General features: G+C 66.0%; 12 protein-coding genes. 6 read left to right on the top strand and 6 right to left on the bottom strand.

From position 1 onward, the window contains the following. The first annotated feature begins 17 nt into the window (after positions 1-17). The 6 genes from ACI6S0_RS19615 to ACI6S0_RS19590 all read left to right on the top strand — a co-directional run bounded on the left by ACI6S0_RS19615 (position 18) and on the right by ACI6S0_RS19590 (position 8915). Complete coding sequence (locus ACI6S0_RS19615) at positions 18-1598, top strand: rhamnogalacturonidase (protein WP_434404044.1); 1581 nt, start codon at positions 18-20, stop codon at positions 1596-1598. Then, positions 1598-4030 carry a glycosyl hydrolase 115 family protein gene (locus ACI6S0_RS19610; RefSeq protein WP_434404043.1) on the top strand — a complete coding sequence of 811 codons (2433 nt, stop codon included), beginning with the start codon at positions 1598-1600 and terminating at the stop codon, positions 4028-4030. The genes ACI6S0_RS19615 and ACI6S0_RS19610 overlap by 1 nt, the downstream gene beginning before the upstream one ends. Before the next feature lie 108 nt (positions 4031-4138). Next, positions 4139-5653, top strand: coding sequence for an MFS transporter (locus ACI6S0_RS19605; RefSeq protein WP_017500972.1), 1515 nt, complete (start codon positions 4139-4141; stop codon positions 5651-5653). Positions 5654-5666: 13 nt separating this feature from the next. Next, entirely contained in the window at positions 5667-6857 is a 1191-nt protein-coding gene (locus ACI6S0_RS19600; RefSeq protein WP_434404042.1) for an SGNH/GDSL hydrolase family protein, read from the top strand. Continuing rightward, positions 6854-7819 (top strand): glycoside hydrolase family 43, encoded by a 966-nt coding sequence (locus ACI6S0_RS19595; RefSeq protein ID WP_434404041.1) that lies wholly within the window; start codon positions 6854-6856, stop codon positions 7817-7819. Before ACI6S0_RS19600 ends, ACI6S0_RS19595 begins: the two co-directional genes overlap by 4 nt. 46 nt (positions 7820-7865) lie before the next feature. Continuing rightward, on the top strand, positions 7866-8915 hold the full coding sequence (locus tag ACI6S0_RS19590; protein ID WP_434404040.1) for a LacI family DNA-binding transcriptional regulator: 1050 nt from the start codon (positions 7866-7868) through the stop codon (positions 8913-8915). A 25-nt stretch (positions 8916-8940) separates the two neighbouring features. On the opposite strand, the gene ACI6S0_RS19585 is transcribed toward ACI6S0_RS19590, so the two are convergent. From ACI6S0_RS19585 to ACI6S0_RS19560, 6 genes are all read right to left on the bottom strand, one after another. Further along, positions 8941-9759: an alpha/beta hydrolase gene (locus tag ACI6S0_RS19585; protein WP_434404039.1), complete on the bottom strand. Its 819-nt coding sequence runs from the start codon at positions 9757-9759 to the stop codon at positions 8941-8943. Then, entirely contained in the window at positions 9746-10786 is a 1041-nt protein-coding gene (locus ACI6S0_RS19580) for a glycoside hydrolase family 43 protein (protein WP_434404038.1), read from the bottom strand. Before ACI6S0_RS19580 ends, ACI6S0_RS19585 begins: the two co-directional genes overlap by 14 nt. Next, positions 10786-11850, bottom strand: a complete 1065-nt coding sequence (rhaT, locus tag ACI6S0_RS19575) for an L-rhamnose/proton symporter RhaT (RefSeq protein WP_159367584.1) — start codon at positions 11848-11850, stop codon at positions 10786-10788. Before rhaT ends, ACI6S0_RS19580 begins: the two co-directional genes overlap by 1 nt. Beyond that, positions 11847-12749 carry an amidohydrolase family protein gene (locus ACI6S0_RS19570; protein ID WP_434404037.1) on the bottom strand — a complete coding sequence of 301 codons (903 nt, stop codon included), beginning with the start codon at positions 12747-12749 and terminating at the stop codon, positions 11847-11849. The genes rhaT and ACI6S0_RS19570 overlap by 4 nt, the downstream gene beginning before the upstream one ends. Before the next feature lie 177 nt (positions 12750-12926). Beyond that, positions 12927-13676 (bottom strand): SDR family NAD(P)-dependent oxidoreductase, encoded by a 750-nt coding sequence (locus tag ACI6S0_RS19565; RefSeq protein WP_097385001.1) that lies wholly within the window; start codon positions 13674-13676, stop codon positions 12927-12929. Further along, complete coding sequence (locus tag ACI6S0_RS19560; RefSeq protein ID WP_434404036.1) at positions 13673-14530, bottom strand: fumarylacetoacetate hydrolase family protein; 858 nt, start codon at positions 14528-14530, stop codon at positions 13673-13675. Before ACI6S0_RS19560 ends, ACI6S0_RS19565 begins: the two co-directional genes overlap by 4 nt. Positions 14531-14538 lie beyond the last annotated feature (8 nt).

Below are 14538 nucleotides of genomic sequence, written 5' to 3'. Positions count from 1 at the left end.
CGGGGATCGAGGGGTAAATGGAAGGACCGTTCGATCGCCGTTTCCTGCTGAAAGGTGCCGCCGGCATATCCATGCTGGCGGCACTGCCCGCTTTCGGCCGCGCCCTGCCGCAGGGCATAGCGAATGTCCGCGATTTCGGCGCGAAGGGCGATGGCCAGCATATCGACAGCCCGGCGATCGACCGAGCGATCGCCTTTGCCGCGGAGCGCGGCGGCGGGACCGTCTATGTGCCCCCCGGCAGCTACGCCTGCTATACCATTCACCTGAAGAGCAACATCACCCTGTGGCTCGACCGGGGCGCCACCCTGCTGGCCGCGTCGGTGCCGCTGACCGGCCTCGCCAAGGGCGGCTATGATGCGGCCGAGCCGCAGGACCCGGCGATCGCGCCCTATCAGGATTATGGCCATAATCACTGGCGCAACAGCCTGTTCCATGGCGAGGGACTGCATGATATCGCGATCTGCGGCGACGGGCTGATCTGGGGCAAGGGGTTGAGCCGGGGCCATCCCGACAAGGATCGGCCGGCCGCCGAACTGCCCGGCGTCGGCAACAAGGCGATCGCGCTCAAGAATTGCCGCAATGTCGCGCTGCGGGACTTTTCCATTCTGGAGGGCGGGCATTTCGCCCTGCTGGCCACCGGGGTCGACAATCTGCTGATCGACAACCTCACCGTCGACACCAACCGCGACGGCTTCGACATCGACTGCTGCCGCAATGTGCGGGTGAGCAACTGCACGCTCAACACCCCCTATGACGATGCGATCGTGCCCAAGTCCAGCTATGCGCTGGGCTATCCGCGCGCGACCGAGAATGTGACCATCACCAACTGCCATGTCAGCGGATCCTATGTCGTCGGCACGCTGCTGGACGGGACGTTCCGGCCGCTGGCGCGCAATCGCGACACCTGGCTGCTGGGGCGGATCAAGTGCGGCACCGAAAGCAATGGCGGGTTCAAGAATATCACCATCAGCAATTGCGTGTTCGACCAATGCTGGGGCCTCGCGCTGGAAACGGTGGACGGCGCGGTGATGGAGGATGTGACGATCAGCAACATCGCCATGCGCGGCTGTCACAGCCCGGCTTTGTTCCTGCGGCTCGGCCGGCGGATGCGCGGGCCGGCGGGCGCGGCGGTGGGATCGATGCGGCGGGTGCTGATCGACAATATCACCTGCCAGAGCGGATCGATGTTACCATCGATCATCGCGGGCGTGGCCGGCCATCCGGTCGAGGACGTCCAGATCAGCAATATCTTCATCGACCAGCCGGGCGGTGGCGACGCGGCGATGGCTGCGATCGATCCACCGGCCAGGGAAGAGGATTATCCCGATCCCGACCGGTTCGGGCCCCTGCCGGCGAGCGGTTTCTTCATCCGTCATGCGCGCAATGTGGACCTGAGTCATGTCGAGATACGGACGCGGACGGCGGACGCGCGGCCGGCCTTCTGGCTGAAGCATGTCGAGGGGTTTGATGGATCCTATCTGAAAATGCCGGGCGGCGCGGATGCCTTCCGGCTGGAGCATGTGACCGGCTTTCGCAGCAGCGCGATCCGCGATTTGCCGGATCGGCGGATCGACACGACCAACATGGTGCGTTTCTGATGCGCTGGTGGCTGGCGCTGCTGCTGCTTGGCGCGACGCCGGCGCAGGCGGCGGACTGGGTGCGGTCGGTGGCGCAGCGGGGGGATTTCCCGCTGGTGGCGCAGGGTCAGGCGGCGCGGATCGTCACCGATCCGGCGGACGACGCCGTGGTGCGGATCGCCGCCGAGGATCTGAAGCAGGATATTGGCCGGGTCACCGGCGCGGCCGAGGGCGGCGCGGCGCAGGTGTGGATCGGCACGCTGGGCCATAGTGAAGCGATCGATCGGCTGGTGGCTGACAAGCGGATCGATGTCGCGAAGCTGAAAGGCGCGTGGGAGAGTTTCCTGATCCTGCCGGTCGAGCGGCCAGCGCCCGGCGTGGCGCGCGCGCTGCTGATCATCGGCAGCGACCGGCGCGGCACCGCCTATGGCGCCTATGAACTGTCGCGCGCGATCGGCGTGTCGCCCTGGCACTGGTGGGCGGATGTGACGCCGCTGCATCGCGATGCGCTCTATGTGGCGAAGGATGCCCGGCGCTTCGGGCCGCCGTCGGTCAAATATCGCGGCATTTTCCTGAATGACGAGGATTGGGGGCTGGTGCCCTGGGCAGCGGGCCGTCATGCGCCGGACGAGAAGCCGCTGGGGCCGAAAACTTATGCACAGGTCTTCGAGCTGCTGTTGCGGCTGAAGGCCAATCTGCTGTGGCCGGCGATGCACAAGGTGACGATGCCCTTCAATGCCGACCCGGCCAATGCGGCACTGGCCGATCGCTATGCCATCATCATGGGATCGAGCCATGCCGAGCCGATGCTGCGCAACAATGTCGGCGAATGGACCGCGCCGGCCGAGGATTTCGATTATCTCAAGAACCCCGACGGGGTGCGGCGCTATTGGGACGAGCGGGTGCGCAGCAATGCCAGCTATGAGAGCATCTGGACGCTGGGGATGCGCGGCATCCATGACAGCGGCATGGTCGGACCCAAGACGGTCGAGGAACGGCGCGCCGCGCTGGAGCGCATCTTTGCCGACCAGCGGGCGATGCTGGCCAGGGCCGGTGCGGCGGACGCCCCGCAGGTCTTCACGCCCTATAAGGAAGTGCTGGACGTCTATCGCGCGGGCCTCAAGGTGCCCGACGATGTGACGCTGATGTGGCCGGACGATAATTTCGGCTATATCCGCCACTTCCCCGATGCCGCCGAGCGGGCGCGCAAGGGCGGATCGGGCGTCTATTATCATCTCTCCTATCTCGGCGCGCCACTCTCCTACCTATGGTTATCCACAACCCCGCCGGCGCTGATCCGCGAGGAGATGGGTCGCGCCTGGGATGCCGGCGCGCGGCAGGTCTGGGTCGCCAATGTCGGCGACTTGAAGCCGGCGGAACTGGCCACCGACTATTTTCTGAGCCTCGCCTGGGCTGTGGATAAGGTGCGGGCAAAGCCTGTGGATAAGTTTGTGGAAGACTGGGCGGCGGAGAATGTCGATGCCGCGCAGGCGCCCGCCATTGCGGGGATATTGCGCGATTATCACCGGCTGAATTTCGCCCGCCGGCCCGAGCATCTGCAGTGGAATCTGCCTGTGGATAAGTATCGGCAAAGCCCGCTGACGATCGGCGAGGCAGATGAACGGCTGGCGGCGTTCGCGGCGATGGAGACGGCGCTGGCGCAAGTTGAGCCGGCGGTCCCGGCCGAGCGGCGCGACGCCTTCTACGAATTGCTGGCCTATCCGGTGCGGGCATCGGCGGCGGCCAACCGGCGCTTCTTCGCGGCCGAGGCACATGACCGGCTGCGTGACAGCGACCTGGCCGAAGCGACGCGGCGCGGAATGATCGCCCATGACGCTGACAGCGAAATTGACAGGCTGACGACCTATTATAACCGCGAACTGGCGGGCGGAAAATGGCGCGGAATCATGTCGGTGGAGCCGGCGGACGGGCAATGGCGCAGCTATCGCCAGACGCCGGTGATCCTGCCGCCGGTCGATGCGCCGGTGCCGCCGGCCGGGCCCGCCAAGGCGCAGCCGGCCGCCCCCGTCCTGCCGCTGCTGACGCCGGACCGATTCGCCGGATGGACGCGCGTGGAGGGGCTGGGTCGTCATGGCGCGATGCTGGCGCCAAGTGAGAAGGCCGGGGTGGGCCGCGCGACGATCGACCTGCCACCGGGCGAATGGACCGCGCTTGTGGATATCTTGCCGACCTATGCCGACCGGGATGGCGATGCGCTGCACCTGACCGTCGGCATCGACGGCGTGACGCAGGCGCTGGAGAGTCGGCGCGAGACCGGCAGTCGCGACTGGGCGATGGGGGTGCTGGACAATCGGGCGACCATGACGTTAACGCAACGACTGAGCGGCGGGCGCCATGTCGTGACGCTGGAACGTGCCGATCCCGGCCTGCTGATCGAGGCAGTCCGCTTCGTACCGGCGACCGCAGAAAAGGCCGATCGCGGCTTGCATTAGTCTCATATCGTGTGATAGCCGTTCACTATGTGGCATATATCTCATATGCCCGCGCGCGTCAGAACAAGAGCCCAAGCGCCGATCATTGCCCTAGGCGGAGGACCTGAATTGCCCGAGACTGCCCCATCCACCGCGCGTCCCGTCCGCCTGCAAAATTACCTCGCCTATGGCTCCAACGACGTGCTGGGCGCGGGATCGATGGCGGTCATTTCCGGCTGGGTGCTGATCTTCTATACGCAATTCTGTGGCCTTAGCGCCGGGCAGGCGGCGACCATCTTTGCCGTGGCGCGCATCCTGGACGCCTTCGCCTCGCCGATGATCGGCTATATTTCCGACCATTTCGGCGGCACCTGGCTGGGCCGCAAGTTCGGCCGCCGCCGCTTCTTCATCCTGGCCGCGATTCCGCTGCTACCCAGCTTCGCGCTGATGTGGCTGCCGGGTCAGGGCTTCTGGTATTATCTGGTCAGCTATGTGCTGTTCGAGCTGGTCTATGCGATGGAGATCATTCCGTTCGAGACGCTCGCGGCTGAAATGTCGACCGACTATCGCACCAAGGCGAAATTCGCCGGGTCGCGCATCCTGTTCGGTCAGGCATCGGCGATCCTGGCCGGCTTCCTGCCGCTGTGGCTGATCAACGCGCTGGGCCGCGACAGCGCCGACACCTTCTTCTACATGGGCATTATCTTTGCCGCCCTGTTCATGGTCACGGCGGGGCTGCTCTACCTGTTCAGCTGGGAACGGCACCTGCCCGGATCGGCCGAGGCGATCGGCCAGCATCCGGTCGGCGCGGGCGGGCCGGGACAGGCGTTGAAGGCGCTCTACCGCAACCTGTTTTCGACCATGCGCATCCGCGCCTTCCGCCTGCATCTGGGCATGTATCTGGGCGGCTATATCAGCCAGGACATCTTCAACGCGGCCTTCACCTTCTTCGTGATCTTCGCGCTGGCCGGATCGACGGCGATCGCATCGGGCCTGCTGGGCACCATGTATATCGTCCAGTTCGTGGCGGTGATCATCGCCATCAACCTGGCGCTGCGGGCGTCGCCGGCCAAGGCCTATCAGGTCGCCGCCGCCGACTTTGCCGTCGGCTGCCTGACGCTGATCGGCCTGTGGTTTGCCGGCGTGCCGGCGACCAGCCCGTGGATCTGGCTGCCGATCATCCTGTGCGGCCTGGGCCGCGGCGCGCTCAACTATATTCCCTGGGCGACCTATAATTATATGGCCGATGTCGACGAGATCGTGACCGGCCAGCGCCGCGAAGGCAGCTTCGCCGGGGTCATGACCTTCGTGCGCAAGGCAACGCAGGCGGCGGCCGTCGCGGGCGTGGGTTTCATCATGCAGGCTGGCGGCTTCGTGTCGGGCGCGGCGGAACAGAGCCATGGCGCGATCCTGACCATGGCGCTGCTGCTGGGCGTCGGCACGGTCGGCTGCCTGGGGCTGGGCATCTGGGTGTCGACCAAATTCCGCCTGAGCCCGGCAACGCACGACATATTGATGCGCGAGATCGAGCATCTGCGCAGCGGCGCGCGCACGCCGACATCGCCGGTCGCGGCCGAAGTGGTCGAGGATCTGTCGGGCTGGCGCTATGACCAGCTGTGGGGCCGCAATCCGGTCGCGCAATAAGAAAGGGAGAGGCATGGCGAAGAGGATGCTGTTGGGTGCGGCGCTGCTGGCGATCGTCGCCGCGACGCCGGCGGACGCCCAATATTGGTCGCGCAGCTGGATGGCGGCACCTTTGGTCAACCGTGCCCCGCCCGAGAAGCATCCCGACCTCAATGACCGCACCGTCCGCCAGGTGATGCGCCTGTCGAGCGGCGGGCAGCGCATCCGCATCCGCCTGTCGAACGAGATGTCGGTCAATCCGCTGCTGGTGGGCAGTGTGCATGTCGCGCTGGCCGGCGAGAATGGCGCGATCGTGCCGGGCAGCGACCATGTCGTGACCTTCAACCAGGCGCAGGGTGCGACCATTCCCGCACGCGCGCCATTGCTGAGCGATCCGATCGACCTGGCGGTCAAGCCGCTGACCCGGATCAGCATTTCCATCCATTTGCCGCAGGGCGCGGCGGATGCGACCGTCCACAGCTATTCGGCGGCGACGACCTGGACCGCGCCGGGCGACCAGACCGGTGCGCAGACGCTGACCAGCCCGACCGTCATCGGGCCGCGCGTGGTGATTTCCGCGGTCGAAGTCGACAATGCGAAGCGCGGCACGGCGATCGTGACGCTGGGCGATTCCATCACCGATGGCGTGCGCGCCACCCCCGACAGCAACCGGCGCTGGCCCGATCTGCTGGCCGAGCGGCTGCAGAAGGCAGGCCGCAAGAGCGTCGGCGTCGCCAATGCCGGGATCAGCGCCAACCGGCTGCTGAGCGAGGCGGATGGCTATAATGCGCTGGCGCGGTTCGACAGTGATGTGCTGGCGGTGCCGGGCGTCACCCATGTCGTCATCCTGGAAGGGGTGAATGATCTGGGCGGGGCGGCGCGCGACAAGCGCCCGATGCTGACGCCGCAGACCGTCATCGGCGCCTATCGCCAGATGATCGCGCGGGCGCATGACCGCAATATCAAGGTCATTTTGGCGACCATCCTGCCATACAAGGGCGCGGGTTACTGGAGCGCGGAGGGCGATGCGGTGCGCATTGCCGTCAATGAGTGGATCCGCACGACCAAGGAGGCCGACGGCTTCGTCGACCTGGCCAGGGCGGTGGCCGACCCGGCCGATCCGTCGCGCATGGCCAAGCCCTATGATGTCGGCGACGCGTTGCATCCCAATGATGAAGGCTTCCGCGTCATGGCCGATGCATTCGACCTGAGGCTGTTCAAATGATCGCGTCGCTGCTGTTGATGGCCGCCGCCGCGAGCGGGCCGGTGGCGCCCAAGCCGCTGCTGCGCGACCCGGTGCATGATGGCGCGGCCGATGCGTCGACCGTCTATGACCGCAAGAGCGGCGAATGGGTGATGTTCTACACCAATCGCCGCGCCGACCTGCCCATGGAAGACGCCAGGGATGTCCGCTGGGTCCATGGCACGGCGATCGGCACGGCGCGGTCGAAGGATGGCGCGAAGTGGCGCTATAGCGGCACCGCGACGATCCCGACCCGTTGCACCGGCGAGACGCTGTGGGCGCCCGAAGTGCAGTGGCTGGAAGGCCAGTGGCATATGTGGCTGACGGTGGTGCCGGGCGTCTATCGTGACTGGAATGCGCCGCGCTTCATCGTCCATCTGACCAGCCCGGACCTCAAGAGCTGGACCTGTGGCGAGCGGCTCGACCTGGGCTCCGACCGGGTGATCGACGCCAGTGTCCTCGCCCTGCCGGGCGGCGGCTATCGGCTGTTCTTCAACGACGAGCGGATGAACAAGGCGATCCGCACCGCCGACAGCAGCGACCTCACTCACTGGACCGTCAAGGACCGGCTGACCGACACGCCGGGCGAAGGGCCCAAGGCGTTTCGCTGGAAGGGCAAATATTGGCTGATCTCCGACGCGTGGAAGGGGCTGCTGGTGATGCGCTCCGACGACGGGACGCACTGGACGCGCCAGCCGGACTATATATTGGCGACGCCCGGCAAGGCGCCAACCGACCGGGCCAAGGGCCAGCATCCCGACATCATCGTGTCGGGCGACCGCGCCTATATCATCTACTTCGTCCATCAGGAGGGCGAGGATGAGGCGAAGGCCAATCCCGACTGGAAGCGGCGGTCGGTGCTGCAGATCGCCGAACTGACCGAGAAGGACGGGATCGTCAGCGTCGATCGCGATGCGCCGGCGCATATACGACTAAAGCCCTGATCGCCGTGATTTTCCTTGCCCGTAAAAGTGGCTAGGAAGATGGACGATGCAGAAAGCCGCGAAGAAGAAGCCGCCCACGATCCGCGAAGTCGCCGCCCGTGCCGGCGTGTCGATGATGACCGCGTCGCGCGCGATCAACGGCAAGGCGCTGGTCAGCGCCAAGTCGCAACAGGCGGTCGAGCAGGCGGTCAAGGATCTGGGCTATGTGCCCAATGCGTCGGCGCGCGCGCTGGTGGGCAGTGCCGATCGGCGGGTGGCCTTGCTGCACAGCAATTCGACGACATCGGCCTATCTGGGCGAACTGCTGCTCGGCGCGCTGGGCGAGGCGCCGCAGCGCCATCTGCATCTGGTGGTCGAGCAATGCGCGCCCGGCGCCTTTGCCAAGGAGATCGTCGATCAGGTGTCGAAGGCGCATGTCGCCGGTGTCATCCTGCCGCCGCCGCTGTGCGACTGGGCCGAACTGGTCGAGGCATTGCAGGCGCGCGACATCGCCGTGGTCGGCATCGCGCCCGATGGCGAGGTGCCCGGCATGCTGGCGGTGGGGACAGACGACCGCCATGCCGCCTATGACCTGACCCGGCACCTCATCGACCTTGGCCATCGGCAGATCGGCTTCATCTCCGGCAATATCCGCCACCGCGCCAGCGCCCGACGCCTGCAGGGCTTTCGCGATTGCCTGGCCGACCGGGGCATCAGGCTGGATGAACGCTGGATCGTGCCGGGCGACTTTTCCTACCGATCGGGGCTGGACGCGGCCGAGCAATTGCTGAGCCTCGACACGCCGCCGAGCGCCATCTTTGCCTGCAATGACGATATGGCGGCGGCGGCGATCACGGTGGCGCATCAGCGGCGGATCAACGTGCCGGGCGACATCACCATCTGCGGTTTCGACGACACCCCGCTGGCGAGCGCGATCTGGCCGGCGCTGACGACGATCCGCCAGCCGATCCGCGACATGGCGCGCGAGGCGATCGGCCTGCTGGGCGCCCATTTCAGCAGCCAGGACGATGGGGACGGCGAAGAGGCGCTGGGCCGGGTGAAGCTGGATTATCAGCTGATCCGGCGCCAGTCGGATGCCGTGCCCTCACGGCATTAGAATTGCCGGAAGGTGACAGCGAAGTTTACAGGAAGCCGACCTGCCTGAGCCAGGCTTCGCACAGGCGCGGCCAGAGCGAGACGGGCTGATCCGGCGTGTCGAGCGCGAAGCCATGGGGGGCGTCGGCGAAGATGTGCAGTTCCGCGTTGCCGCCCGCATCCTGCCAGGCGCGGCTGAGGCGATGGGCGTTTTCGACCGGCACTACCGGATCATTGCCGGCATAGACGATGAAGGCCGGCGGCGGGCCGGGCAATAGTTGCGCGTCGGGCTGAAGCGCGTCGTAGAGCGCCTGCTTTTCCACCGGCGGCAGCGGCGGCTTGTCGGCGACGATGGTGCGGCCATTGGCATTGGTGGAGATGGGCGCATAGCCGATCACCATGACATCGGGCCGCTGCGGCGCGACATCGCCCCAGTCCGCCGGATAATGCGCGGCGAGACAGGCGGCGAGATGGCCGCCCGAGGACAGGCCGACGACGCCGACGCCATCGGGCGCCAGATCGGAGGCGCGGATCATCCGCATCGCGGCAAGCGCATCGTCGAGCGGCGCGGACGGGCCGGTGCCGGCATGGGGAAAGCGGTGGACGAGGACGAAGGCATGATAGCCGAGCGAGGTCAGCCATTGCGCGACCTGAACCCCTTCGCGTCCGGCCATCAGCGCGACATAGCCGCCGCCGCCCAGGATGAGCATGGCACGGCCATTGGGGTTTTCGGGCACATAGCCGAGCAGCACCGGGCGATCGACGGCGGTGACGACCGCCTGTTCGGGCGCGGCATTGGCGTTTTCCAGGGCGAAGGCGCCGCTTGGCGCGTCGCGCAGCGGCCAGACCAGATCAGCAGCGAGCATCGGATACTCCCATCGGGCAGCCATGGGTGGGATAGGCTTCGCCATCCAGTTCCACGGCCTCGCGCACGACCTCCAGCCGATCGCCGGCGTCGCGCATTTCGTAGAATTTCGCGATCGCCCGCTTGAACGGGCGGTGGAGGACCAGCATCAGCCGGCCATCAAAGGCATGGAACAGCATGCCATGGCCGCTGTCCTGCATGATGAGCGGGCCAAGCTGTTCCCACGGACCGGCGAGCGTGCCGGATTTTGAGCGGGCCTGCGCCTGGACATAGCCGCCCTTCCCCCAGCTCGACCAGAGCATCAACAGGGTGCCGCTTTTGGTGCGATAGAGTTCGGGGCCGTCGGTGACATAGCCCATGTCCCCTTCGGGCTGTTTCTGGCCGATCACCCAGTCGGCCTCATTGGCGCGGAACAGCAATTGCGGCTTGCCGGCGGGCGAGAGATCGTCCTTGAGCGGCAGCGCCTCCATCGTGCCGACGCCCATCTGCAGCCATTCATGGGCATAGACCATCCAGGGCTTGCCGGCGGGATCGACATAGAGGCTGCCGTCGAGCGTCATGGCATCAGGTCCGGTGACCGGCTCGCCCTTGTGGATAAGCTGATAGGGGCCATCGACGCGCTCCGCCACCGCCAGCAAGGTGGCGCGGCGATAATTGGGGCGCTTGCCGCTGGCCGGGATCGCCGCCTTGTCATTGTGGAAGGTGGCGAAGAGATAATAGCGCCCCTTCCAGCGATGCACCTCGGGCGCCCAGCCGCCGTCATTGGCCCAGCTGTCCTTCGGCAGGGCGAAGACCAGTCTGGGCTTCTGCCAATGGGCGAGATCGCTGCTGGCATAGGCCATGATGCCGATGCGCGAATCGCCGGTGACGGCCGGGTCATTCTTCGAGAAGAGCCAGTAGGTTCGGCTGCCCTGCTCCGCCACGACGAAGGGATCATGGATGCGCAGATGCGATGTCAGCAGCGGCGCGTCGGCCGCCGCCACCGGGGCGGCGAGCGTCAGCAGCAGGGCGGCGAGCCAGCGGCGCATCAGCTGGCCAGCCTGTTGCCATAGCCGATGATGAGGGTGGCGAGGATCAGCAGGCCGACCCCGCTCCACACCATGCGGCGCACCGCCGGCGCGGCATCCTTCCACTCGCGGAAGGCAAAGCCCCAGCAGGTGCCGAAAATGATGATCGAGGCCATGTGCAGCGTCCAGCTGGAGAAGCCGAAGCGGCCCATCTGGCTTTCGCCCATGGTGTAGAAGAAGAACTGGAAATACCAGGCCGTGCCCGCCACCGCGCAGAGCAGGAAATTGGGCAGCAGCTTGGGGCGCTGGCCGCTGGCGTCGGGTGCCCCGGCCCACTGGCCCGCCGACTTGTTCCTGGCGATCAGCCAGCCGCACCAGAGCGCGTTGGTGATGAGGCCACCGAACATGACGAGGCAGAGGGTGGGCAGGCCGGTCCACAAGGGGCCAGTGCCGGCGGCGGCCGACAGCGCCTTGACCGGTTCGCCGGCGGCGAGGCCGAAGGCAAAGCAGCTCGACATGATGCCGGAGAAGATGGCGACGGCGATGCCCTTCTTGAAATCGAACTCGGCGACGACGGCCGCTTTCTGTTCGGTCGAGAGCGCCGCATCCTTGCGGGCGCCGGCACGGGCGACGACGACGATGCCGAGCACGGTGACGGCGAGGCCCAAGAGGACGATCTGGCCATGCAGGGTGCCGGCAATTTCGGTCATGAAGGTGCCGTCGAAGATCGGCGGGATCAGCGTGCCGAAGACGGTGCAGAGGCCCAGCACCACCGCCATGCCGAGCGAGAGGCCGAGATAGCGCATGGTGAGGCCATAGGTGAGGCCGCCAAAGCCCCAGAGAAAGCCGAAGAAGATGCACCAGCCAACCACGGACGAGGGCACCTGCGCCATCACGCCCATCAGATCGTTGGTCTGGACCGAGGCGAAGAACCAGGGCGCGATCACCCAGGAGAAGATGCCGCCGGTGAGCCAGAAAATCTCCCAGTTCCAGCGCTTCACGCCGCGGAAGGGGACATAGAAGCTGGCCGAGGCGAAGCCGCCGAGCCAGTGGAAGAGGACGCCGAGCAGAGGATTGGGGGTCATAGGGCAAGTCCCAGGCGATAGAGGCGATTGGCGTTGCCGGCGAACATGGCGCGGCGATCGGCTTCGGGGAAATCCGACACGATGGCGTGATAGGATTCCATGTAACGGTCGATCGGGCCGAACAGCTTGTCGGTCGGCGTGTCGCTGGCAAAGGCGCAACGATCGACACCGAACATGTCGATCGCCTCATGCACCAGCGGCGCGATGCCGGCCATGGTCCAGTCGCGGCGGATGAAGCCCATGCCCGACAGCTTGACCGCGACATGGGACAGCGCGGCGAGCGCCTTCATGCCCCGGCGCCAGTCGTTGAGGCCATCCGGATCGGTCAGCACCGGCATGCCCATATGGTTGATGATGACCGGGATGTCGGGATGCCGCTCGATCAGCGGGACGAGGCCGGGCATCTGCCCCGGATAGCATTGCAGGTCGAAGGAGAGGCCATGTTTGGCGAGCAGGCCATAGCCCGCCTGCCATTGCGGATCGACGGTAAGGTCGACCGGGCCATAGGTGCGCTGGGGATCGGCATGCCAGTTGACGATGTGGCGGATGCCCCTGACGCGGGGATGGGCGGCCTGGGCGGCCAGCAGCGCATCGACATCCGGGTCGTTGAGGGCGGCGAAGGCGACGAAGCCGGTGGGGAGGCCGTCGACGGCGGCGAGCGTGTCGAGCCACTGGGTCTCGCGCAGCGCGCTTTCCGCAGCCGCGCCGGCATCGACATGGACGGCGCCGATGACGTTCCAGCGGGCAAGGTCTTCGCGATAGTCGGCGACGCCATAGTCATGGGCGATCGGCTCGACGCTGCCATTGGGGCCATCGTCCGAAAAGGGCGGGCTCAGCCAATCGTAGCGGATATGGTGGAGATCCCACAGATGGATATGGGCATCGACAAAGGGGATCATGCGTCCTCTCCCATGAACAGTTCAGCAGCCTCTTTTCCGTTCGGGCCGAGCGTGGCGACGGCTTCGACTTCGCTCAGCCTGCCCTTCGACAGGCTCAGGGCGAACGGGGGAGAGACTGGCATAAATCGCGGCGCGCCGGGCTCTTGGATGGCCGGTCGCGCCGCGTAGAGGTTTGGGTCAGAAGGTGGTGCGGCCGCCCGAGGTGTCGAAGGTCGACGCCGTGGTGAAGCTGCATTCCTCGCTGGCCATGAAGCAGACCATGGCGGCCGATTCCTCGACCAGGCCAAGGCGGCCCATCGGGATCTTCGAGCGCATATAGTCGACCTGGCTCTGCGGCAGCTGTTCCAGGATCGGGCTTTCGAAGGTGGCCGGCGTCAGGGCATTGGCGATCACGCCCTTGCCCGCCAGTTCCTTGCCGATGCTCTTGGTGAGACCAATCACGCCCGCCTTGCTGGCCGAATAGGCGCTGGCGTTGGGATTGCCTTCCTTGCCTGCGACCGAGGCGAGGTTGACGATCCGGCCATAGCCGTTTTCGAGCATGAAGGGCACGACTTCGCGGTTGCAGTAGAAGAGGCCATTGAGGTTGATGTCGATCACCCGCTGCCAACTGTCGACCGGATAGTCCCACACCGTGGCGGTCGCGCCGGTGATGCCGGCCGAGCAGACGAGGACGTCGATCTTGCCCAGCGCATCCGCGCTGGCCTTGGCGGCGGCGGCGACGGCGGCCTGATCGGAGACGTCGAGCGCAACCACATGGGTCGCGCCGACTTCCTGACTAGCAGCGGCGAGGGCGTCGGCGTTCAGATCCCACAGGACCACCTTGCCGCCTTCTTCGACGATGCGCTTGGCAACCAGCTTGCCCAGGCCCGACGCGCCACCGGTGACGATGGCGCAGCGACCTTCATAGCGTCCGGAAAAGACGCTCATCCGAGCACCTCGTCACCCAGGTGGCGCCATTCCACGACATTCTGCTTCTGGCTGCCGAGCTTGGCGATGCCCAGTTCCATGACGTCGCCAGCCTTGAGGTAGACGGCTTCGGGCTTCTTGCCCTCGCCCACGCCCGGAGGGGTGCCGGTGATCATCAGGTCACCCGGGTAGAGGGTGATATATTCGCTGACATAGGAGATGAGCTGGGCGACGTTGAAGATCATCGTCTTCGTATTGCCGGTCTGCATCCGCGCGCCATTGACGTCGAGATACATGTCGAGATCCTGCGGGTTGCCGATTTCGTCGGCGGTCACCAGCCAGGGGCCGACCGGGCAGAAGGTGTCATGGCCCTTGCCCTTGCTCCACTGGGTGCCGCGCTGCTTCTGGTTGAAGCGTTCCGACACGTCGTTGACGAGGACATAGCCAGCGACCTTCGACAGCGCGTCTTCTTCCGACACGAAGCGGCAGGTTTCGCCGATGACGACGCCCAGTTCGACTTCCCAGTCGCCATGGGTCGAACCCTTGGGCAGCATCACTTCGTCATTGGGGCCATTGAGCGACGACAGCGCCTTCATGAACATCATCGGCTCGGTCGGGATCGGCAGGTTGGATTCGATCGCATGGTCCTCATAGTTGAGGCCGATGGCGACGATCTTGCCAATGCCCTTGACCGGCACGCCATAGCGCGGGTCGCCATCGACGACGGGGAGCGAGGCGATGTCGACGCCCTTGGCGGCGGCGAGGCTCTCGATCGTCAGGTCGGCGACGACGCCGGACAGGTCACGGATCTTGCCCTCGGCATCGATCACGCCGGGCTTTTCCTGGCCACGCTGGCCGAAACGAACAAATTTCATGGGATCAG

It is taken from the genome of Sphingobium sp. DN12 (assembly GCF_051058005.1).
In the GTDB taxonomy this organism is placed as follows: domain Bacteria; phylum Pseudomonadota; class Alphaproteobacteria; order Sphingomonadales; family Sphingomonadaceae; genus Sphingobium; species Sphingobium yanoikuyae.
Note: the sequence above shows the minus strand (reverse complement) of the source record. Positions and strands in the feature narration are given on the sequence as shown.